Origin of the sequence: Bradyrhizobium erythrophlei, from assembly GCF_042430365.1 — a bacterium.
Classification (GTDB): Bacteria; Pseudomonadota; Alphaproteobacteria; order Rhizobiales; family Xanthobacteraceae; genus Bradyrhizobium; species Bradyrhizobium erythrophlei.
Window position 1 is genome coordinate 1 of the sequence record NZ_JBHMET010000181.1, and the last position, 22,240, is coordinate 22,240.

The following is a 22,240-nucleotide window of genomic DNA, read 5'->3' on the forward strand; positions in this document are numbered from 1 at the left end:
CCTGAACTTCTTCGCCGCTGCCGGTTATGATCGCGTCTGATCAGAATCTGCTCTAGCCGCCGAACTCCCGCCTCCGGGACGCGCGCCATAGCGTCCACAGGATGCGCAAGCGCGACGCCGCCTTTGGCTGAAACGGATCATTGTCGGCCCGCGCCATCAGGCTCAGCTCACGCCGCACAAAGGCCAGTGGCAGGAAGATCGGCCTCACTGCGACGGGAGCGTCGGCAAGTAGCGTGAACGCCATTTCGAAATGCTCCTCGGCGTTAGCCACGAGCTGATCGACCGCCGCGCGAATTCCCGGCGACTGTTTGCCGGAATACACCTCCTCCGCGCTGCTCCCCTGCTCTTGAAGCAGCTGCAGCGGCAGGAAAAGCTGCCGCCGCGACGCATCGCGCGGCAGCGCCGCAATCGCTTGCACGAGCCCCTGGGCAAGGCCGGCATGGCGTGCGAGGTGATCAATCTCCTCCGACGGACGCGTGATGACGCGCGCCGCGAGCGCGAACAGGGCCGACGCGGTCTCGCTGACATAGCCCTCGAGCGCGGCCATCGAGGGCATCGGATCGTTGTAGAGATCGAACTGATGCTCCTCGATCAGCCGCGCCAGCCGCTCGACCGGGAGGCGGTGAGCTTGGATCGCGTGCAGGAGCTCGGCTGCGACTGGGTTGCCTTCGACGCCGCCGTGACCGGCGCCACCCAGCATGTCGGTCCACCATTGCAGCCGCATCTCGCCCGGCAGGGGCTGGCTGACCTGCTCGCGCACGCGCGAGATCTCGACATTGAAGGCGTAGATCGCGAGCAACGCGCGGCGCTCCGGACCCGGCACGAACAAGGTGGACGTGTAGCGGACGAAGTCATGGGTCCGCACCAGGTCGGCACAGAAGGACGCGCCGTCTTTTGGCGCCTCGGCCGCGCTCATGACACCACGCTCATGGCACCGCGATCAGCGCCGCCGCCACGCGACGCCGCTCGCCCAGCATGATGTTGTAGGTGCGGATCGCGGGGCCGGTCTGCATGGGGTCAAGCACCACCCTCACCGCGCGCAGCGCCTCGCGGAGCGGCTTCGGCGGCACCCAGACCTCGGTGCCGGTCCCGACAATGAGCGTGTCGATGGCGTTCGCGGCGGCGAACACGCGCGCCAGCGAATATTCGTCGATCTGCTGCGGCGTGGTCACCGGCCAGGCCCAGATCCCGTCGGGGAGGCACAACAGCGAGCCGCGATGCGACATATCGGCGAATGCGAAGCCGCCTTTGCCGTAGGCTTCGATCGGCGCCGACCTCGGAAGATGCGGAGCGTCCGAGGAACTGGTCATCGTCGGTTACTTCTTGGCTGCCGCGTCCGGCTTCTTGGCCGGCGCCCCCTCCTGCGTGTCCCCCCGCGTGGTGTGAACGCCGAGATAGATCAGGATCGGCGCCGCGATGAAGATCGAGGTGTAGGTGCCGACCAGCACCACGCCGAACATCATCACCGCGGTGAAGCTGTGGATAGCGTGGCCGCCGAACAGCAGCAGCGCGAGCAGCGCCAGCGTGACCGTGACGTGGGTGACGATGGAGCGCGACAGCGTCGAATTGATCGATTCGTTCAAAAGCTGCGGCATCGGCATCTTCTTGTAACGCCGCAGCATTTCACGGATGCGGTCATAGATGACGACGGTGTCGTTGAGCGAGTAGCCGAGAATCGTCAGCAGCGCCGCGATGCTGGTGAGGTCGAAGTCGACTTGGCTGATCGACATGAAGCCGATGGTCAGCACGATGTCGTGGACGTTGGCGATCATGGCGCCGAGCGCGAACTGCCACTCGAAGCGGAACCAGAGATAGATCAGGATGCCGACGATCGCCAGCATCAGGCCGAGCATGCCGAAGGCGAGTAGCTCGCCCGAGACGCGCGGCCCAACCACCTCGACGCGGCGGTAATCGACGGAATCGCCGAGCGCGCCGCGGACCTTGCCGACCGCATCCTGTTGCGCCTTGTCGCCGCCAGGCTGTTCGGCGACGCGGATCAGAACGTCGGCCGGGCCGCCGAACTGCTGCAGCTGGACCTCACCGAGGCCGAGGCCGCTCAGGGTCGCGCGCATCTGCGCGATATCGGCGCTACCGGATTTCGCCTTCACCTCGAGCAGCGTGCCGCCCTTGAAGTCGATGCCGAAATTCAGCCCGTGGGTGAAGAACAGCGTGATCGCCACGATCGAGAGCGCCGCCGAGATCGGGAAGCTGATGCGGCGGAAGCGCGTGAAGTCGAAATGCGTGTCGTCCGGCACGATACGCAGCGACGGCAGGATGCCGAGCGCCGCGACCACGGTCAGCACGGCAATCAGGATGCCAAGGCCGATGAGAACGGTTTGGGTCACACTAGGCCTCTCAGATCGGCACGGTTTGCGGCCGCTTCCACCGCACCCACCCCGCGACGATCAGGCGCGTCAAGGTGAAGGCGGTGAACACCGTGGTGATGATGCCGATGCCGAGCGTCACGGCAAAGCCGCGCACCGGGCCGGTGCCGATATAGAACAGCACTGCGGCAGCGATGAAGGTGGTGATATTGGAGTCGAGGATCGTCGCCAGCGCGCGCTTGAAGCCGGCATCGATCGCCGTGATCGGGGTGCGCCCGCCGCGCAGCTCCTCGCGGATGCGCTCGTAGATCAAAACGTTGGAGTCGACCGCGATGCCGACGGTGAGCACGATGCCGGCGATGCCGGGCAGCGTCAGCGTGGCGTTGAGCAGCGACAACAGGCCAAAGATCATGGCGACATTGATGGCCACGGCGATGTTGGCGAACACGCCGAACAGGCGGTAGGTCACCAGCATGAACACGATGACCAGGATCGAGCCGACATAGGCCGCGAGTTCGCCCTTCTCGATCGAGTCCTGACCGAGGCCCGGACCGACCGTGCGTTCCTCGACGACGGTGAGCGGCGCCGGCAGCGCGCCGGCGCGCAGCAGGATCGCCAGATCGTTGGCTGACTGCACGGTAAAGCTGCCCGAAATCTGGCCCTGTCCGCCGGTGATCGGCTCGCGGATCACGGGGGCGGAGATCACCTTGTTGTCGAGCACGATCGCAAACGGCAGCCCGACATTCTCGGTCGTCGCCTGGGCGAATTTGCGGGCGCCGGAGGTGTTGAAGCGGAAGCTGACGATGGGCTCGCCGGTGCGCTGGTCGAAGCCTGGCTGGGCGTCGGTCAGATCGCCGCCGGAGACCAGCACCTGCTTCTTCACCACATAGGGTACCGGTGGCGGCGACGCGCTCATCAGCAGGTCGGATTCGGGAGGCACCCGGCCCTGTTGTGCCTGTTCCGGCGACACCGAGGTGTCGACCATGCGGAATTCCATCTTGGCGGTCTTGCCGAGCAGCTCCTTCAACCGGGTCGGATCCTGCAGACCCGGCACCTGCACAAGGATGCGGTCCGAGCCCTGGCGCTGGATCAACGGCTCCACGGTGCCGAGCTCGTTCACGCGCCGCTCGACGATCTGGATCGATTGCTCGATGGTCTTGCGCATGCGGTCGAGCATCGCCGCCTGGGGAATGGTCAGGCGGATCAGCCCGCCCCCGGCATCCGCCACATCGAGGTCGCGCTGCCCGCTCGACCCCATCAGCCCGCCGATCTGTTGCGGCAGCTCTTTCAGCTTGGACAGTGCGGCCGGAAAATCGCCTTCTTTGGTGATGCGCACCTCGACGGCGTCATTGCGGACGACAGACGTATTCTGAATCCTGGCGTCGCGCAGGACGCGCCGCACATCGTCGCGAATGAGGTCGAGCTTCTCCTTCTTCACATAATTGGCGTCGACCTCGAGCAAGAGGTACGAGCCGCCCTGCAGGTCGAGGCCGAGCACCAGGCGCCGCTGCGCCCAGGCTGGCCAGGTCTTGACCTGGGCTTCGGGGAAGAAGTTCGGCACGGCGCACAGGCAGACGACCAGCGCCGTCAGAACGATCGCCAGCGCCTTCCATCGCGTAAAGTACAACATCGCGTTGACCCGTCAGATTCCAAAAGAGCGCCGCGGCGATCAGCTCGCGGACGCTTCGTCCTTGGCGTCGCCCTTCGCCGGCTCGCCCTTGGCGCGGACGCCGGAAATCATCTGTCGCATCTGCCGGACGCGCACGCCGTCCGAAATCTCGAATTCGATCTGGTCGTCGTCGACGACCTTGGTCACCTTGCCGACGAGACCGCCCGAGGTCACCACGGTGTCGCCGCGGCGGATGTTTTTGACCAGATCGGCATGGTCGCGCACCTTCTTCTGCTGCGGGCGCAGGATCAGGAAATACATGATGACGAAGATCAGCGCGAACGGCAGCAGCGACATCAACATGCTGTTGGCATCGCCACCGGCTCCAGCCTGGGCAAACGCAGGAGTAATCAGCATTCGGACAATCCTCGGGTAAGACGGGGAAGAACCGGCAGCGCCCTCAAGTGACCCTTGATGATCCCCTTGGAGCGGTATGGCGGTCCGGGCAAATTCGCGCGGACTATAGCGGCCGCGGTCCCAATTGCAACGCTGACGGCCGCCTCATTTAGGCCGCTTGCGGGAGGAGCGCCAGCCCGATAAGGCTGCGCCGTCAGGAACTGGAAAAATGCCGAAAAAAGCCAAGAAAACAACCAGCAAAACCGCGCCCAGGACAACGCCCAAGGCTGTCGCCAAGAGGCCCGCAAACGCCGCGACAAAACGCCCGCCGGAGGCACTCAACGGCGAGACCGCTGAGCGGATCGCCAAGGCCCTGGAGACGATCGCCGGCCATCTCGCGGCCGCCTCCCCGACGCCCGATGCGACCGAGCCGTTTTCGGCCGCCGACGCCTTTGTCTGGCATCCCGATGGGCGCCTCGCAGCCGTCCCGCGGGTCAGTCGGGTCGAGATCAGCCTGCTCAAGGGCGTCGACCGGATGCGCGACATCCTGATGGAGAACACCGAGCGCTTCACCAACGGCCTTCCTGCCAACAATGCGCTGCTGTGGGGCGCCCGCGGCATGGGCAAATCGTCGCTGGTCAAGGCCGTGCATGCCAGCATCAATGTCGCCCGCAAGCCGGCTGACCGGCTGAAGCTGATCGAGATTCATCGCGAGGACATCGAGAGCCTGCCCGGCCTGATGGAGCTGCTGCGCGGCGCGCCGTTCAGCTTCATCGTGTTCTGCGACGACCTCTCCTTCGACGGCAACGACGCCTCCTACAAGTCGCTGAAGGCGGTGCTGGAAGGCGGCATCGAGGGCCGCCCCGACAACGTCATCCTCTACGCAACGTCGAACCGGCGGCACCTTCTGGCGCGCGAGATGATCGAGAACGAGCGCTCGACCGCGATCAATCCCGGCGAGGCCGTCGAGGAAAAGGTCTCACTGTCGGACCGATTCGGCCTGTGGCTCGGCTTCCACCGCTGCAGCCAGGACGAGTATCTGGCGATGGTGAAGGGGTACTGCGACCACTACGGCATCAAGATCGCCGCGGACGAACTCGAGCGTGAGGCGCTGGAATGGTCGACCACCCGCGGCTCCCGCTCCGGCCGCGTCGCCTGGCAGTTCACCCAGGAACTGGCCGGACGGCTCGGCGTGCGGCTGAGCGGGATATAGAGACCATCGGGTCGTCGCGCGGACGGCCTTCTGGATTCGGCCCGGCCTGAGTACACTGCGCTCATGCCGGCCGACCCAAGCGCGACTGCGAGACAATGTGGCGAGTGTACCGCTTGCTGTGACGGCTGGCTGAAGATCCGGATCCGCGATCACGACGTCTATCCGGGGCATCCCTGTCCGTTCAGCCGTGCGGGCAAATGCGCAATCTACGATGAGCGTCCGGTCGATCCGTGCCGGAATTTCGTCTGTGGCTGGCTTGCGCCAACGAGCCCGCTGCCCGAGTGGATGCGTCCAGACAAATCCGATCTCATTTTTCTCCCGGCAAGCTTCGTCTGGCGCACCATTCCGGTTGACGTCGCGGTCGCCGTCGGCGCGCGCCCAAAGGCAAAAGCGCGCGCGTGGCTCGAGGCCTTCAGCCGCGATACGCGGCGTCCCCTGCTCCTGCAGTCGGACGGGGAATGGCACGCAAATGGGCCGTCGCAATTCCTGCGCGACATGGTCGAGCGTCTCGCAAACGGGCGAGGCCCCTGGCCGTCGACCTAGGCCTCTCGCCGGGCCCGAATTCGCTTCAAGCTAAGCAAAAATTGGCATCCATTATCCCAGATTGCGTTTCGATTTTGCAATGCAACCAATATATGTCAGCATCACTGTCTAAATTTCTTTATCGCTTTTCATATAGGAATTTCAAATACATATATGTAAGTCAAATTTTATTCCTAAGTTTAACATGCGACAAATTGATGCGGTGCGATAGTATTATCGTACCATTTTTGTCACAGCCCGCTATTATCTCCATCGACCCGTCCGCATCCATGTATCTGGTGTGTGGTATACATTAACGTTCGTCCCACTTTGTGACCCTCAGCACCCCGCTGAGGCGATAAGCAAAGGGGGATCAGATGAAGAAGGGACTTCTCGCCGGAACAGCTTTCGCGGCGATTTGCCTGGCGCTCTCGCAGCAGCCAGTGCAGGCGGCAACGCTCGACGACGTCATGGCGCGTCTGGATGCGCTCGAACGAAACAATGCGAAACTCGCAAGGGAGAACGCCCAGCTGCGGGACCGCGTCAATCACATCACGAGCCACAGCGCCGCGCCCGCTGCGACGACCTCAACGCCAAAGGGCAACCCGGTCCAGCATGCGGCCGTCGCGCCCTCCCCGACGCCGCCTCCTCCTCCGGAGCACGCCGTCGTCAGCATTGGCGGCGCGCCGCTCTACAGCAAGGCGCCGGGCGGCAACGCCTTCGTCGACAACACGACCGTCACCCTCTATGGCCACGTCGATCTCTCAGGCGACGTGTTCAACGCCGGCGTGTTCGATCAGGGCACCAAGCTCGGCGTGGCGAGCAACCTCACCTATTTCGGCGTCCGCGCGCGACACAATCTCGAACCCTACGGCTTCGCCGGATGGGCGGCGGTCGCGCAATTCGAATCGCTGGTCGAAGTCGCGGCGGTGCCGACCGAGCGCGCCGCATTGGGCACGCGCGACAGCTTCATCGGAATGGAAACGCCGTGGGGCACCGTCAAGGCCGGCAAGGCCGACACGCCCTACAAGAAGGCGACCGCGAAGTTCGATCCGTTCGCGTCGACGCTCGGCGACTACAACTCGATCATGGGCAACACCGGCGGCGACCTGCGCGCGGAATTCGATTGGCGCGCGGCGCATGCGGTCTGGTACGAATCGCCGATCTGGAACGGCTTCCAGGCCACACTGATGGTCTCGCCCGGACAGAACACGGCACGGGACAACAGCGATTTCGCGCTCGGCGATTTCAACTGCCCCGGCACCTCCGCACGCGGTAGCGGCAGCGGCTTCCCACTGACCTCGGCGCCGGAAGGCTGTACGGACGGCTCCTACGGCAACCTCTACAGCGCCTCGCTGACCTACAATCAGGGACCGTTCACGGCGGTCGCGGCCTACGAGATGCATGAGAGCACCAACCGCACCGGCGACGAGGCCGTCACGCCCCTGAGCAATGGCGGCGTGTTGATCGTGCCGCCGGGAGCCGTCGGCATCGCCAACGAATGGGCCGCCAAGTTCGGTGCCGGATATCGCTTCAACGACGGCATCGGCACGCTGCAGCTCTATGGCATCTACGAAGTGATGCGGCGCGAGCACACCGTGGCCGACTTCAACGAGCGGTCGCGCAATGGCTACTTCCTCAGCGCCACCCAGACCATCGGCGCCTGGGACGTGAGCGCGTCCTGGGCTCACGCCAACGCCTCGCCCGGCTCGCCCGGGACCGGCATCTTCAACACTTATACAGTTGCACCGCCGGCAGGCGCGGCCGACTTCGCGCTCAACACGCTGGACAGCAGCGCCGATCAATATGCGGCGGGCATCAAGTACCACTTCAGTCCGTTTGCGACCTGGTACCTCGTTGGCAGTTATCTGCGCAACGGCCCCGGCGCGCATTACTGCCTCGGCGTGAGCGGTCACGGCTACGGCGTGTGCGGCCGCGACGCCAACAACAACGTCGTCGCCGGCAACAAGGCGAAAGCCGTTACAACCGGCATGACGTTCGACTTCTAGCTCAAAACAAGATGGGGAGGCTTCACGCCTCCCCGTCGCACGCGTTCACAATGTGAAGGTCTCGGGCGCTTATGCGCCGTTGAGGAATTGCAGCGGGTCGACCGGCGACGAGCCCTTGCGGATCTCGAAATGGAGCTGCGGCGATCCGACCTCGCCGGACTGTCCCGACTTCGCGATCACCTGGCCACGCTTGATCGTGTCGCCGCGCTTCACCAACACCTCGCTGGCATGGGCATATGCGGTGACGTAGCCGTTGGAGTGGCGGACCAGGACGAGGTTGCCGTAGCCCTTCAGCTCGTTGCCCGAGTAGGCGACGACACCGTCTTCGGCGGCCTTCACCGGCGTGCCCTCGGGCACCGCGACATTGATGCCGTCGTTCGACTTGCCGTTGGTCTTGGCGCCGTAGCTGGTGATGACCTTGCCGCGCACCGGCCAGCGGAAGGTCGGCAGCGCGCCGGTTGCCTCGCTCGACTTCACCGCGGGCGCTTCGACTGCGGCCGCCGGCTGCTCGATGCTGGCAGTCGGCTGCACCAGCCGTGCGCTCTGTTGCGGCTGAGCGGTCGCGACCACCTTCGGAGCCGGCATCGCCGCTGGTGCCGGAGCGACAGCCGGCGCTGCGGGAACGGCCGCGGCGGTTTTCGCGCCGGGCACCGTGAGCTTCATGCCGAGGCTGAGCCGCGCCGACTGGTCAAGATTGTTGGCCCGCGCAAGTTCGGCGACGGAGACGTGGTGCTGACGGGCAATGCTGTTCAGCGTGTCACCGCGATTGACGACGTGGACGCCGGCCGGGCCGGCCGCCATGGCAACCGGCTTGCCGACCGGCGCAGCCACCGCGGGCGCCGCGGCGGTTGCGGTCGGGCGCGGGATGATCAGCTGCTGGCCGGGCGACAGCGCGCGCGGCCCCTTGTAGCCGTTGGCACGGAGGATCTCGGCGGTCGATACGTTGTAGCGCTTGGCGAGAACGTCCAACGTGTCGCTCGTACCCACGATGATGGTTGTGCCGCTGCGTGCGGCCGCGACCGAATGTGGAACTGTGCCGGTGGTTTCAAGCTGAGGCCGCGCCGGGGGCGGAGCATAGGAGGCTACGCCGCGTCCTCCTCCGGACACGCCGCCTCCGGCAACCGGATAGGATTGCGGCGCCGACACCGGCGGCGGCAACGGCTGCGACTGATATTGCGGATTTTGCGAGTACTGGGATTGCGGCCGCGCATATTGCGGCAGCTCGCGCTGCTGGACCGGCGCCTGCACGGTGCCGGTCGGCTGCGGGTCAAGGGCAAAGGGATTGCCGGAGTAGGAGTTCTGCGAGAAGCGCGACGACATGTCGGCGCTGCAGCCGGCAAAAGCGACAGACATCAGCGCCAGCACCGCCACCTGCGGCACGCGACGCGAGCGAAGCAACTCAACAACACCTGACATGGTTACTCACTCGTACGCAACAAATACCCGTTTTGAGTAAACACGCGTCGAGTAAATAACCGCTTAACCCTGGGAATAAGACGTTGGCCGCAAGCGGCAATCCGCAATTCTACAGCTCGCGGGCGATCCCCGGCAGCGCCGGCACGAAGCGCACATCGACCAGTTCCTTGCGCTCGAAGCCGGCTTCCGTCCTGACCACGCGAACCAGGGTTTGGGTGCCCTGATGCGGCCCGACAGGGGCGATCAAGACCCCGCCCGGCTCAAGGCGCTGCAAGAGCTTGTCCGGAATCTGCTCCATTGCCGCGGTCACGATGATGCGGTCGAAATCGCCCGCCCCGACCGGCACGTCAAAGCCGTCCCCGAGCAGGACCTCGATGTTGTAGTAGCCGAGCTTCTCGAGCCGCTTCCGGGCGCTATCGGCAAGCGTCCGGTAACGCTCGATGGTCAGCACATGCTTGCACAGCCGGGACAGGATCGCGGCCTGGTATCCCGAGCCGGTGCCGATCTCGAGCACGCGATGGTCCTTCTGAAGCTGCAACCGCTCGGTCATGTAGGCGACAACGAAGGGCTGGCTGATGGTCTGCCCGCAGGCGATCGCGAGCGCGCTGTCCCGATAGGCGTCGGCCCTGTCACGCGCCTCGACAAAGACCTCGCGCGGCACCTCGTCCATGGCCCGCAGGACGGCCTGATCGCTGATCCCGCGCCGCCGCAAGGTCAGCTGAAACATCATCTTCTCGGGCGGGTCTTGGGTCACGGTCATGCTCTCGTCGGAGGCCTCGGGCGGTTCTGCAGCTATCCCCACAATCTGATGCCATTCGAATCGAAATGCCGCGTTAAGGGAATATTTCCCCTCAATTCTGTTCCCGGTAAGGAACCTACCTCACCGTTGCTGTTGGCGCCCGGGCCATCCATTCCCATATGATCGGCAACAGCGCGCGATCAAAGACCCCCGAGCATGAATTCGACCCTTCGGGTATTGCGCGGCCGCGATGGCGGTAGCGGTTGCCCGGACAGATGACGCGCGATGAAGCGAGCCGGGACGTCGCAACGATTGACCATTCCTCGGCAATGCGCGAATTCCAGCAATGTTTGCGTTGCGCCGCTGGATGTTATTTGCGAGCTTGGATCTTCGACGGGCAAGGATTCCATCATGACTGCGATGCGGCCGGCGGGCTGTTCTGTATTCCTCGTGGAGGACGAGGTCATGATCCGGATGATGGTCGCCGACATGCTGGAGGAGCTCGGCCACAGCGTCGCGGCCGAGGCCGGCGAGATCGGCGAGGCAGTCAAGCTTGCGCAATCGACCGATTTCGACCTCGCGATCCTCGACGTCAACGTCAACGGCAAGGTGATCACCCCGGTCGCCGAGCTGATCAACGCCCGCAACCGCCCCTTCATTTTCGCGACCGGCTACGGCTCCTCAGGCCTGCCGCCGGAATATCGCGACCGCCCGGCCCTGCAGAAGCCGTTCCAGCTGGAGACGCTGGCGCAGGTCATCGCCAGCGCCATGAAAGGCGCGCCGGTTTAGATCATTTGCAGCGGACGTAGCCCGGATGCAGCGCAGCGCAATCCGGGTTGCCTCAATGGGTGGGCTGTTCCCGGATTACGCTGCACTTCATCCGGGCTACACGATCACTTCAGCGTCGTCGTCAGCGCTTCCGAGAACGCCTCATCGGTGCGGTCGAGCCGCAGCGGCGTGACCGAGACGTAGCGCGCCGCAAGCGCGGCGAGATCGGTGCCCTCGGCCGGCGTATCCATCATCGCCGCGCGCTCGAAGCCGATCCAGAAATACGGATTGCCGCGGCCGTCGTGGCGGCGATCGATCTTCAGGAAGCCGAGATTGCGCTTGCCCTGCCGCGTGACGCGGATGCCCTTGACCTCGTCCGGCATGCAGGACGGGAAGTTGACGTTGACGACCGTGTTCTTCGGGATGCCGGCGGCGAGCACCTTGCGCAGGATGTCGGGACCGAACGTCAGCGCGGTCTCCCACAGCGGCTTGTCGCGCGTCTCCAGGCTGAACTCCTGCGACAGCGCAAATGACGGCAGCCCGAGAATGGTGCCTTCCAGCGCGCCGGCGATGGTCCCGGAATAGACCACGTCCTCGGCGACATTGCGGCCCTTGTTGACGCCGCTCAACACGAGATCCGGCTTCTTCTCACCGAGGATGTGACGCGCGCCCATGATCACGCAATCCGTCGGCGTGCCGCGCACCGCGAAATGGCGCGGACCGACCTCGCGCAGCCGCAGCGGGTCATTCAGTGACAGCGAATGCGAGACGCCGGACTGGTCGAGCTCCGGCGCCACGATCCAGACGTCATCGGACAAGGCTTGTGCGATCTGCTCGACGATCTTGAGACCGGGAGCGTGGATGCCGTCATCATTGGTGCAGAGAATTCGCATCCGTCAACGTGCCTTTTGTTCTGATTCGACGCGGTTTTTCGTGGCGTTCGTGCCGTCTTAGCCGGCTAACGCCGCGGAGGCAAACCCGGCAAATCCCCGTGCCAGCGCGTCAAGGTGGCACGCCACGGACGGACGAACCGGGCGCGCCCTGCGATCTTGCGATCGAACACCGGCCAGGCCGGCTTGGGTCGGGCGGAAGGCGCTGGATCGACCGGCCGCGCCGCCGGCTGAGCCTGAGCGGGTGGCGGTGGCACCGGCGTGGACGGCTCTGACTCGCCCCGTGCGGCCTTGGGGCTCTCCTTGGGCGTCTCGATCTCAGGGGGTTCCGATCTGGACCGTTCGAGGTTGGGCTGCGCGGCTCTGGCAGGCGCCTGCGGCTCCACCGCTGGTGTTACCGCAGCCGACCTCGACTTCAGCTTTGCCAGCAGTTCCTCGATCGTGGGCACCGTCGGCGGCTCGACTGGCGCGCGCCTTGCCGGCGTCGGCCGCGATACAACCGCCTGAAGTGGTGGCGGCTCGCCTGCAGGGGCCGCATCGGCAAACCGCGCCCGCGCCACCTCGAGCGCCTTGTCGAAGTCCTCCCGGTTGATCCATGCCTTGGTTTGCATCGAGTGGATCAGGCCCGCTTCCCACAATCGAGCGATCTCGATGTCGTAGTAGCCCATCTGCTTCTGATTGATCAGTTGCAGACCATGCCCCGTGACGGCCCATTGGCGACCAAGCCAGTGAATGTCACGGTGCAATGCCATTGCCGCGGTCTCGCCTTACATGCCGTGCTCGATGACTTTGAGCCCGCCCATATAGGGCTGCAGCACGTCGGGGACCGCGATCGATCCATCCTGCTGCTGGTAGGTCTCCATGACCGCGATCAGCGCACGCCCCACCGCCGTGCCGGAGCCGTTCAGCGTGTGCACGAAACGCGGCTTGCCGTCGGGACCGCGCGAGCGCGCATCCATCCGGCGGGCCTGGAAGTCGCCGCACACCGAGCAGCTCGAGATCTCGCGGAACGCACCGCCGTCGCCCTGCCCCGGCATCCATACTTCGATGTCGTAGGTCTTCTGCGCGGAGAAGCCCATGTCGCCGGCGCACAACGTCATCACGCGGTAATGCAGGTCGAGGCGCCGCAACACCTCCTCAGCGCAGGCGAGCATGCGCTCGAGCTCATCCTTGCTGGTCTCGGGCGTCGTGATCGAGACCAGCTCGACCTTGGTGAACTGATGCTGGCGGATCATGCCGCGGGTATCGCGGCCAGCCGCGCCGGCTTCGGCGCGGAAGCACGGCGTCAGCGCCGTGAGCCGCATCGGCAGCTCTTTCTCATCGAGAATGGATTCGCGGGCGAGATTGGTCAGCGACACTTCGGCGGTCGGAATGAGGCCGAGGCGCTCGCTGCGCAAATCGGCGTTCGGCGCCGCGAGCAGTTCGCCCTTAATGGCCCAGAACTGATCGTCCTCGAACTTCGGCAATTGCCCGGTGCCGAACATCACGGCGTCACGGACCAGCAGCGGCGGATTGATCTCGGCATAGCCGTGCTCGCCGGTGTGGAGATCGAGCATGAACTGGCCGATCGCGCGCTCGAGCCGCGCCAGGCCCTTCTTCAGCACGACAAAGCGCGCGCCGGACAATTTCGCCGCCGCCTCGAAATCCATATAGCCGAGCGCACCGCCGAGATCGTCATGCGGCTTCGGCGCGAAGCCGTAGTCGCGCGCCTTGCCGAATACGTGATGTTGCACATTGCCGTGCTCGTCGGTCCCGTCAGGCACTTCGGCGAGCGGCAAATTGGGAATCGCCGACAATTCCTTTGCGAGCTCTTCGTCCGCGGCCTTCGCCGCAGCCTCGAGCTCCGGCATCGTGGTCTTGAGCTCGGCAACCTCGGCCATCAGCGCTGACGCGCGCGCCTCATCCTTGGCCTTTTTCGCGTCGCCGATCTCCTTGGACGCCGCATTGCGGCGCGCCTGCGCCTGCTCGGACGCGAGGATCGCGGCACGGCGACGCTCGTCGATTGCCAGCAGCGACGGCGACAGGGCCTTAAGTCCGCGGCGCTTCAGGCCGGCGTCGAAGGCAGTCGGATTGTCGCGGATCGCTTTGATGTCGTGCATGGCAGTCGGGGTCCTAACGGCGCTCTTGCAGAAAAACGTTGTATGTTGACGTTTTGCGCGGGCTTCTAGCACAAGTGTGATCGCCCGCGAAGGCGGGCGATCCAGTATTCCAGAGACGTCCGGGATCATTCGAGAGGCCGCGGCGTACTGGATACCCCGCTTTCGCGGGGTATGACACCGAATGTGGGCTGGGCCCCTATTCGGCCGGATTGGTCGCCGACGGCGCCGCTGACGAAGCGGTCGCGGTGGTCGCCTTCTTTTCCACCATGCGCACGGCGATGATGGCGCCCTCATAGAGCGCGAGCAGCGGGATCGCGAGCGAGGCCTGGCTCAGCACGTCGGGCGGCGTCAAAACAGCCGCGATGATGAAGGCGATGACGATGAAGTAGCGCCGCTTCTCGCGCAGCATCTTCGAGGTAACGATGCCGATCCGCCCCAGCAGCGTCAGGATCACCGGAAGCTGGAACGCGATGCCGAACGCGAAGATCAGAGACATCATCAGCGAGAGATACTCGCCGACCTTCGGCAGCAGCGCGATCTGCGCGGTCTCCGCGCCGCCGGCCTGCTGCATGCCGAGCGAGAAGCGGATCAGCATCGGCAGCACGACGAAATAGACCAGGGCGGCGCCGAGCACGAAGAACACCGGCGTCGCGATCAGATACGGCAGGAAGGCGTTACGCTCATGCCGGTAGAGGCCCGGCGCGACGAATTTGTAGATCTGGGTCGCGACGATCGGAAACGAGATGAAGCCGGCGCCGAACAGCGCGAGCTTGAGCTGGGTGATGAAATATTCCAGCAGCGCCGTGTAGATGAACTTCGAGTTCTCCGGCCCCGCCACCCAGACGAACGGCCAGACCAGGATGTTGTAGATCTGCTTGGCGAAGAAGAAGCAGAAGATAAAGGCCACGCCGAAGCCCAGCAGCGCCTTGATCAGCCGCGAGCGCAGCTCGATCAAATGATCCATCAATGGGGCCTTGCTGGCCTCGATGTCTTCGGCGGTCATGACGCTCTCGCGTCCTTCAGCACATCCGGCTGTGCTGGCGCGACATCCTGTGGCGCGGGCTCCCGCTGCGCTTCCTGGGTGATCGCGAGCGGCTCGCTGGTCGCGGCGTGCGCCTCGGCCTCGACGAAGGTCTCCGGCGTCGGCGTTGCCGGCGTCGTGGGTGTCACCGGTGCATCGCTTGTCGATGTCACGGGTGCGTCGATTGCAGATGCCACCTGCCCGTCTACGGGCTTATCGATCTGCAGGGCGTCGGTGACGTCCTTCTGCAGCGAGGTCATGACATTGCCTGAGGTGAGCCCGGTCGCGGCTTCCTTGACCTCATCGAAGCTCTTCTTGAGGTCGGCCATTTCGGCCTCGCGCATCGCCTCCTGGAACTGGCCCTGGAATTCGGCGGCCATCTTGCGGGCCTTGCCCATCCATTGCCCGACCATGCGCAATACGCCGGGCAGTTCCTTCGGGCCGATGGCGATCAGCGCGACAACCGCGATGACGACCAGTTCACTCCACCCGATATCGAACATGAATTCTTCCGCCTCAACGCGCCGCAAGGGCCCCAATCCATCCGGTTAAGATTTGGGGCGACCGGCGTGTTTTCTCAACCGGCGTCCTTAGCGCTTTCGAGCGACGGCGTCACCGGTTCGCGCACAAGAAAAAAGCGTCGAAATAAGCGTCGGGACAAGGGCCTTAGACGGCCTTGCTGCCGACATCCGACCGCGCCGCTGTCGGCGCCGCATTGTGGTCGATGGCCTTGGCGGGCTCGGTCTTGTCGGCAACCTTGTCGTCGTCCTGCATGCCCTTCTTGAAGGCCTTGATGCCCTGTGCGACGTCACCCATCAGGTCCGAAATCTTGCCGCGCCCGAACAGCAGCAGGACCACTGCGATCACGACGATCCAGTGCCAAATGCTAAGCGAACCCATCCTGCAAACCCTCCAGAAATGGCCGGCGAGCCAGCCTCTCACTTTGCCGGAAGGTAGGCCCGCGGGGTGTCAAAAACAAGGACTTCAGCCGCGGCAAATCGCTGTCGCGGCTACGTATTATTGCTACCCTTAACCGGGAATATTCCGGCTATTCGGCCGTCTCGTCGCCACCGGCATCGCCACTTTCGGCTTCGCCTGCCCCAGCATCGTCAGCTCCCCGATCGGCGCGGCTGGCCTCGCTCTCGCCGGCATCGCCGCGGCTGGCTTCACTCTCGCTGGCTTCGCTCTCGGCGGTCTCCAGCTCGGCGGCGGGCGCGAGCAGCAGTTCCAGCGTATCGCCGGGCTCTAGCGGCTCCTCGTCCTCCCGCAGCGTCGCATCGTCCGACGGCGACGGAACGCTGAAACCGGTCGGCAGACGCGAGTCGAGCAGACCGGTGCCCTTCAGCTCTTCGAGCCCCGGCAGGTCGCCGAGCGCCTCAAGGCTGAACTGCGACAGGAACCCGTCGGTGGTTCCGAAGGTCAGCGGGCGGCCCGGCGTCTTGCGGCGGCCGCGCGGGCGGATCCAGCCGGTCTCGAGCAGCACATCGATTGTTCCCTTCGACGTGACTACGCCGCGGATCTCTTCGATCTCGGCCCGCGTCACCGGCTGGTGGTAGGCGATGATCGCAAGCACCTCGATCGCCGCGCGCGACAGCTTTCGGGTCTCGGTGCTCTCGCGCGTCATCAGCCACGACAGGTCGCCGGCGGTGCGGAACGTCCATTTGTTGGCGACGCGAACCAGATTGACGCCGCGCGGGGCGTACTCCGCCTGCAATTGCGCCAGCGCCGCCTTGACGTCGACGCCGTCAGGCATCCGCTTTGCCAGCGTCGCCTGGTCGATCGGCTCGGCCGATGCGAACAGCAACGCTTCCAGGAGCCGCAATTCTTCGGGACGCGCCATCGGATCCATCGGAGAAACGTCCTCCTCGGGCTCTTCTATGCGCACTTCCGCCAGGCTTGCCATGGCTTGCTCTCCTTCTTCCTTACTCAACCGAAAGGTCCGGTGCAGCCATGGCGGCTTGCGGCGGACGCTTTCGGAAATAGATCGGCGCGAACGCCTGCTTCTGATTGATCTCCATCTCGCCTTCGCGGACCAGTTCGAGGGCCGCGGCAAAGCTTGACGCAAAGACCGTCGCTTTCTGCGTCGGATCGGCGACGTAATTCATCAAATATTCGTCGAGGCAGCTCCAATCCTCCGCAATGCCGACGAGCCGCTCCAGCGACGCACGCGCTTCGGCAAGCGACCACACCGTACGCTTGGCCAGATGCACCGACGTGAGCACACGCGCCTGACGCTGCGTGGCGTAGGCCGACAGCAGGTCGTAAAGCGTCGCGGTGAATTTCGGATGCTTGATCTCGGCGATCGATTCCGGATTGCCACGCGGAAAGATATCGCGCTGAAACTGCGGCCGGTTCATCAGCCGGTTCGCGGCTTCGCGGATCGCCTCCAGTCGGCGCAGCCGGTTGGCCAGCGCGGTCGCCATCTCCTCGGCGCTCGGCCCTTCCGCGCTCGGCGGCTCCGGCAGCAGCAGGCGCGACTTCAGGAAGGCGAGCCAGGCCGCCATCACCAGATAGTCGGCCGCGAGCTCGAGGCGGATCTTGCGTGCAGCTTCGATGAACGAGAGATACTGGTCGGCCAGCGCAAGTATCGAGATCTTCGCGAGATCGACCTTCTGTTGCCGCGCCAGCGTCAACAGCAGGTCGAGCGGGCCCTCATAGCCCTCGACGTCGACCACGAGCGACGGTTCGCCGTCCGTGACCTCGACCTCGGTCGGCCTCCCCGTCTCGAACGATAGAATTTCCGCGGTCATGCCGTTCCTACCCGATCCATCAACGCGTCCAGTTCCGCCCGTGCCGCCTGCCGGTCCAGCGGCTCCGGCTGCTTGCGCGCGGCCAATGCGCGGTTCGCGCGCTCAAGCGCGATGCCGGTCAGCTCCGGCGTCTCCCGCGCGACGTCGCGCATTTCGTCGATATTGCCGTTGCAGTGCAGGACCATGTCGCAACCGGCGCTGACGATGGCCCGGGTCCGCTCGGCAATCGACCCGGCCAAGGCATTCATCGACACGTCATCACTCATCAACAAACCCTGGAACCCGATCACGCCGCGAATCACCTGCTCGACGATTGTCGCAGAAGTCGTGGCCGGATGGGCGGGGTCCAGCGCGCTAAACACAACATGTGCGGTCATCGCCATCGGCAAATCCGCCAGCGACCGGAACGCGGCAAAATCGGTCCGTTCCAGCTCGGCTTCAGCAGTATCGACCGTCGGGAGCCGAAAATGGCTGTCCGCCGTGGCCCTTCCATGGCCGGGGATGTGCTTCAGAACGGGAAGCACACCACCTTGTTCCAACCCGTCTGTGACTGCGCGCGCGATCGCGGCGACCTTGCCCGGTTCGGTTCCATAGGCGCGGTTGCCGATCACGGCGTCGGCCCCAACCACCGGGACGTCAGCCAAAGGCAGGCAGTCGACGGTAATGCCGAGGTCGGCCAGATCGGCGGCGATCAGGCGCGAACTGAGCCGCGCCGCTGACAGCCCGAGCTTCGGGTCGATATCGTAGAGCGCGGCAAACGTCGCGCCGGGCGGATAGACCGGCCAATGCGGCGGGCCGAGCCGCTGCACCCGCCCGCCTTCCTGATCGATCAGGACCGGCACATCCGCCCGCCCAACCTCTTTCCGCAACTCACCAACAATAGCAGAGACTTGCGCCGGAGTCTCGATGTTGCGCTTGAATAAGATGAAGCCCCATGGCCGCTCGGCGCGAATGAATTCGCGCTCGGCGTCGTTCAGGACCAATCCGGATATGCCGGTGATGAATGCGCGGCTTGTCATGCGGCCGATTAGGCCGCATGGGGCTCACGGGTCAAGGAAACGTCCGCTAATTCCTTTGGACGACGCACTGTCCGCCGGCGGATTTCAGGCTGCTGCAGAACTGCGAGGCCTCGTCCGGCGAGCCGAACGGCCCCACCATGGCGCGGTAGAAGACCCCCTTCTCGCCGAGATCGGCCCGCTTGATCACCGGCGCGCGGGATCCCAGCACACCGGGGAACTTGCTCTGCAGCGCCCGGTACGACGCCTGCGCGTCGGCTTCGTTCTTCTGCGAGGAGACCTGGACGAGGTAGCCTCCGCCGGTGCTCACCGGCGCGGCCGTGGTCGATGCAATCCGGGTCGGGGGCGCGGCCGGGGCCGCCTCAGGCTGGGAGCCTGGAGCAAGCGACAGCGGCGTGTTCGCGCTGGCGTTGGCCGAAGCCGGGTTGCCGCGCGACACCGGCGGCTTGGCAGCCGCGGCGGGTTTGGCGGCCGTCGCCGTCGCAGCCGACGCGGCTGCGTCGGGCGCGTCGCCCTTCACGGACAGGGTGCGGACCTTGCGCGGCTCGTTGTTCGGCATCGTGCCGTTGGCGGCCGGCGGCGCGGGCGCTGGTGCCGCCGTCGCTACGCTTGCGACCGGCGGCGGATTGGCGTTCGCATTGAGCGGCGGAAACACCACGCGCGGTCCGCCTGCCTTGGCGTTGACGTCGACCGGCGTTTCCTCGCGCGAGACGATCTTCTCGGTGCCGTCGCCCGGAACCATGCGATCCGGCGTCTTGGCCGGAGCATCGGCGGCCGCTGCCGGGATCACCTTGGTCGGGGAATTGTCGGCCTTGATGATCGGCGGCTCGCCACTGCGGGGCGCCCCGACATAGGTGCGATAGGCAAACGCGCCGCCGGTGCCGACGATCGCGAGCGCCAGCACGGCGGCGACTGTGATCAGGCCGCTTGAGCGCTTGCGCGGCTCAGGCTCGTCCTCGTAGCCCTGGTAGGCGTAGGGATCGTCCGGATAGGACGGGTCGCGCTGCAGATCCTGCTCGCCGCCCTCCAACTGCCCGTAAAGCGCATCGTCATAGCGCGACGGATCGTTGCCATGGAGGCTGTCCTGGCCGACGTCGTGACCGGTGTCGCGGAACGGCAGCTCGTCCACGCGATAATCGTGGACTGGCTCGGGCGCGGGCTGAGCCGGCGGGGCCGCGTAACGATGCAGCGGATGCACGGCGCTCGGCTGGAAATCCTGCTCGGGCTCTTCGTAGTCATGCTGCGGTGGTGGCGGCGGTGCCGCGTCCTGACGCGCGCGCTGCATCCATGACGGCGGGCCCGGAGGCGGCGCCAATTCGTCGTCTTCGACCGGCGGCTGATAGGGCTGCGGCCGCACATTGGCACGCGATTGCAGCGGGTGCGGCGGCAGCGGTTTGCTGGCCGCGCCGAACGGATCGGTCTGGCCGATCAGCCGGGCCAGTTCGGCGAGCGGGTCGCTCTCGGCCTTGGCCGTCGCATCGGGATACGATCCGCGATCGTACTCATCGGCGGCGGGAAAAGGTCGGTCCTGATATCGATCAGCCATCGTAATGATGCATCCCCTTCGGGACAGCGCCAAGTCGCCAGTACAGACCGGTACGAACGAGTTGGCCCCTGCCAGACGCCCCCACAAATCCCCACTTGTGAAGGCCTATGCCCCTGCCTACCGCATCTCGGTCGGAGCGTGGACGCCTAGAACCGCTAAGCCCGATGCCAGAACCGAGACGACGCCCTGAACCATTGCCAGTCGCGCCTTTGTGATCTCTGCATCATTATTGATAATGAAGCGTAAATAGGGCAAATCGCGCCCCTTGGTCCACAACGCGTGAAATTCGCTGGCCAAATCATACAGATAAAAAGCGATTCGGTGCGGCTCATGCGCGACCGCCGCAGCCTCGATCATACGCGGATAAAGCGCCAGCCGCCTTAAAAGATCCAGTTCCGTCGGATCGGTCAGCCGCTCCACGGCGGCGGTCCGAAGATAGGCGAGCCGTGCGTCGTCCGCCTCAGGCAGATCGGGAACCGCCTCCTCCCGCGCATTGCGGAAGATCGAGTGGCCGCGGGCGTGGCCGTACTGGACGTAGAACACCGCGTTGTCCTTGGACTGCTCGATCACCTTGGCAAGATCGAAATCGAGCACCGCATCGTTCTTGCGGAACAGCATCATGAACCGCACGGCGTCCGAGCCGACCTCGTCGACTACCTCGCGCAGCGTGACGAATTCGCCGGAGCGTTTCGACATCTTCACCGGCTCGCCGTCGCGCAGCAGCTTGACGAGCTGAACGATCTTGACGTCGAGCGTTGCCCGGCCCGCGGTTACCGCCTTCACCGCTGCCTGCATCCGCTTGATGTAGCCGCCGTGGTCAGCGCCGAACACGTCGATCAGGTTGGTGAAGCCGCGATCGAACTTGTTCTTGTGGTTGGCGATGTCGGACGCGAAATAGGTGTAGCTGCCGTCCGACTTGATCAGCGGACGATCGACATCGTCGCCATAGGCGGTGGCGCGGAACAGCGACTGCTCGCGGTCCTCGTAATCCTCGACGGGCTTGCCCTTCGGCGGTGGCAGGCGCCCCTCGTAGATGTCACCTTTGGCGCGCAGGAAATCGATGGTCTCAGCGACCTTGTTGTTGCCGTTTGCGATCAGCGACCGCTCGGAGAAGAACACATCGTGATGGATGTTGAGCGCCGCGAGATCGCCCTTGATCATCTCCATCATCATGGCGATCGCCTTGTCGCGCACGATCGGCAGCCATTCGGCTTCATCCATGTCGAGCAGCTTGTCGCGGTGCTCCTTCGCCAGCGCCTCGCCGACCGGCTTCAGGTAATCGCCGGGATAGAGCCCTTCCGGGATCGCGCCGATGTCCTCGCCGAGCGCTTCGCGGTAGCGCAGGAGGGCCGAGCGCGCGAGCACATCGACCTGGGCGCCGGCATCGTTGATGTAATACTCGCGGCAGACATCGAAGCCTGCGAATTGCAGCAGGCTGCACAGCGCGTCGCCGAACACGGCGCCGCGGCAGTGGCCGACATGCATCGGCCCGGTCGGGTTGGCCGAGACGTATTCGACATTGACCTTCTCGGCGTTGCCGATCCCACTGCGCCCATAGGCGGAACCTTCGGCGAGCACGGTGCGCAGCTCGTCCGCCCAGACCTGCGGCTTCAGCGTGAGGTTGATGAAGCCGGGGCCTGCGACTTCGACCGACGCGACGAGCGGATCGGCGCGCAGCTTGTCGGCGATCTTGTCGGCGAGCTCGCGCGGCTTGGCCTTGGCATCCTTGGCCAGCACCATCGCGGCATTGGTTGCCATGTCGCCGTGGCTGGCGTCGCGCGGCGGCTCGACCACGACGCGGGAGAAATCGATGCCGGCGGGCCAGTTGTCCTCCGCGGCGATCGCGGCACAGATGGCGTGCACGCGCGCCAGCACGTCGGCGAAAAGATGCTGTGGAGCTTTGTTGTCGGCCATGGCCGCCG

At 65.1% G+C, this 22,240-nt stretch carries 21 protein-coding genes and 1 pseudogene; 4 read left to right on the forward strand and 18 right to left on the reverse strand.

From position 1 onward, the window contains the following. Positions 1-52: 52 nt before the first annotated feature. From ACFFWD_RS25750 to yajC, 5 genes are read right to left on the reverse strand one after another with little or no spacing between them, the layout of a single operon-like run. Positions 53-916 (reverse strand): phytoene/squalene synthase family protein, encoded by an 864-nt coding sequence (locus tag ACFFWD_RS25750; protein ID WP_376969860.1) that lies wholly within the window; start codon positions 914-916, stop codon positions 53-55. A gap of 10 nt (positions 917-926) precedes the next feature. Further along, positions 927-1,310 (reverse strand): Mth938-like domain-containing protein, encoded by a 384-nt coding sequence (locus tag ACFFWD_RS25755; protein WP_376969862.1) that lies wholly within the window; start codon positions 1,308-1,310, stop codon positions 927-929. A gap of 6 nt (positions 1,311-1,316) precedes the next feature. Continuing rightward, positions 1,317-2,345 carry a protein translocase subunit SecF gene (secF, locus tag ACFFWD_RS25760; protein WP_376969864.1) on the reverse strand — a complete coding sequence of 343 codons (1,029 nt, stop codon included), beginning with the start codon at positions 2,343-2,345 and terminating at the stop codon, positions 1,317-1,319. Positions 2,346-2,355: 10 nt separating this feature from the next. Further along, entirely contained in the window at positions 2,356-3,954 is a 1,599-nt protein-coding gene (secD, locus tag ACFFWD_RS25765) for a protein translocase subunit SecD (RefSeq protein WP_376969866.1), read from the reverse strand. Positions 3,955-3,993: 39 nt separating this feature from the next. Further along, positions 3,994-4,350 carry a preprotein translocase subunit YajC gene (gene yajC, locus ACFFWD_RS25770; protein ID WP_376969868.1) on the reverse strand — a complete coding sequence of 119 codons (357 nt, stop codon included), beginning with the start codon at positions 4,348-4,350 and terminating at the stop codon, positions 3,994-3,996. Positions 4,351-4,558: 208 nt separating this feature from the next. Here yajC and ACFFWD_RS25775 point away from each other — a divergent pair, with 208 nt between their 5' ends. The 3 genes from ACFFWD_RS25775 to ACFFWD_RS25785 all read left to right on the forward strand — a co-directional run bounded on the left by ACFFWD_RS25775 (position 4,559) and on the right by ACFFWD_RS25785 (position 8,073). Beyond that, entirely contained in the window at positions 4,559-5,542 is a 984-nt protein-coding gene (locus ACFFWD_RS25775) for an ATP-binding protein (protein WP_376969870.1), read from the forward strand. 63 nt (positions 5,543-5,605) lie between these two features. Next, on the forward strand, positions 5,606-6,085 hold the full coding sequence (locus ACFFWD_RS25780) for a hypothetical protein (protein WP_376969872.1): 480 nt from the start codon (positions 5,606-5,608) through the stop codon (positions 6,083-6,085). 356 nt (positions 6,086-6,441) lie between these two features. After that, entirely contained in the window at positions 6,442-8,073 is a 1,632-nt protein-coding gene (locus tag ACFFWD_RS25785; RefSeq protein WP_376969874.1) for a porin, read from the forward strand. A 69-nt stretch (positions 8,074-8,142) separates the two neighbouring features. Here the strand turns inward: ACFFWD_RS25785 and ACFFWD_RS25790 are convergent, their stop codons facing one another. Both ACFFWD_RS25790 and ACFFWD_RS25795 read right to left on the reverse strand, forming a co-directional pair. After that, positions 8,143-9,489: a peptidoglycan DD-metalloendopeptidase family protein gene (locus tag ACFFWD_RS25790; protein ID WP_376969876.1), complete on the reverse strand. Its 1,347-nt coding sequence runs from the start codon at positions 9,487-9,489 to the stop codon at positions 8,143-8,145. Positions 9,490-9,598: 109 nt separating this feature from the next. Beyond that, the gene (locus tag ACFFWD_RS25795; protein WP_376969878.1) at positions 9,599-10,249 is read right to left on the reverse strand and encodes a protein-L-isoaspartate(D-aspartate) O-methyltransferase; all 651 of its coding nucleotides are present in this window, start codon (positions 10,247-10,249) and stop codon (positions 9,599-9,601) included. 390 nt (positions 10,250-10,639) lie between these two features. Between ACFFWD_RS25795 and ACFFWD_RS25800 the strand changes: the two genes are divergently transcribed. Continuing rightward, positions 10,640-11,017, forward strand: coding sequence for a response regulator (locus ACFFWD_RS25800; RefSeq protein WP_376969880.1), 378 nt, complete (start codon positions 10,640-10,642; stop codon positions 11,015-11,017). A gap of 104 nt (positions 11,018-11,121) precedes the next feature. Here the strand turns inward: ACFFWD_RS25800 and surE are convergent, their stop codons facing one another. The 11 genes and pseudogenes from surE to argS form a co-directional block, all read right to left on the reverse strand. Further along, positions 11,122-11,889 (reverse strand): 5'/3'-nucleotidase SurE, encoded by a 768-nt coding sequence (gene surE / locus ACFFWD_RS25805; RefSeq protein ID WP_376969884.1) that lies wholly within the window; start codon positions 11,887-11,889, stop codon positions 11,122-11,124. A 65-nt stretch (positions 11,890-11,954) separates the two neighbouring features. Further along, entirely contained in the window at positions 11,955-12,638 is a 684-nt protein-coding gene (locus ACFFWD_RS25810; RefSeq protein WP_376969886.1) for a hypothetical protein, read from the reverse strand. Positions 12,639-12,653: 15 nt separating this feature from the next. Then, positions 12,654-13,985, reverse strand: coding sequence for a serine--tRNA ligase (gene serS / locus ACFFWD_RS25815; RefSeq protein WP_376969887.1), 1,332 nt, complete (start codon positions 13,983-13,985; stop codon positions 12,654-12,656). A 196-nt stretch (positions 13,986-14,181) separates the two neighbouring features. Beyond that, positions 14,182-14,988 carry a twin-arginine translocase subunit TatC gene (gene tatC, locus ACFFWD_RS25820; protein WP_376969889.1) on the reverse strand — a complete coding sequence of 269 codons (807 nt, stop codon included), beginning with the start codon at positions 14,986-14,988 and terminating at the stop codon, positions 14,182-14,184. Further along, entirely contained in the window at positions 14,985-15,509 is a 525-nt protein-coding gene (tatB, locus tag ACFFWD_RS25825; protein ID WP_376969891.1) for a Sec-independent protein translocase protein TatB, read from the reverse strand. The genes tatC and tatB overlap by 4 nt, the downstream gene beginning before the upstream one ends. A 163-nt stretch (positions 15,510-15,672) precedes the next feature. Continuing rightward, complete coding sequence (locus tag ACFFWD_RS25830) at positions 15,673-15,906, reverse strand: twin-arginine translocase TatA/TatE family subunit (RefSeq protein WP_376969893.1); 234 nt, start codon at positions 15,904-15,906, stop codon at positions 15,673-15,675. 270 nt (positions 15,907-16,176) lie between these two features. Further along, positions 16,177-16,909 (reverse strand): annotated as a pseudogene (scpB, locus tag ACFFWD_RS25835) (SMC-Scp complex subunit ScpB); the annotation flags it as partial. Positions 16,910-16,928: 19 nt separating this feature from the next. Next, complete coding sequence (locus ACFFWD_RS25840) at positions 16,929-17,756, reverse strand: segregation and condensation protein A (protein WP_376969895.1); 828 nt, start codon at positions 17,754-17,756, stop codon at positions 16,929-16,931. Further along, complete coding sequence (nagZ, locus tag ACFFWD_RS25845; protein WP_376969897.1) at positions 17,753-18,775, reverse strand: beta-N-acetylhexosaminidase; 1,023 nt, start codon at positions 18,773-18,775, stop codon at positions 17,753-17,755. The genes ACFFWD_RS25840 and nagZ overlap by 4 nt, the downstream gene beginning before the upstream one ends. Positions 18,776-18,821: 46 nt before the next feature. After that, positions 18,822-20,318: an SPOR domain-containing protein gene (locus ACFFWD_RS25850; protein ID WP_376969899.1), complete on the reverse strand. Its 1,497-nt coding sequence runs from the start codon at positions 20,316-20,318 to the stop codon at positions 18,822-18,824. Positions 20,319-20,435: 117 nt separating this feature from the next. Further along, the gene (argS, locus tag ACFFWD_RS25855; RefSeq protein WP_376969901.1) at positions 20,436-22,232 is read right to left on the reverse strand and encodes an arginine--tRNA ligase; all 1,797 of its coding nucleotides are present in this window, start codon (positions 22,230-22,232) and stop codon (positions 20,436-20,438) included. Between the last annotated feature and the right edge of the window lie 8 nt (positions 22,233-22,240).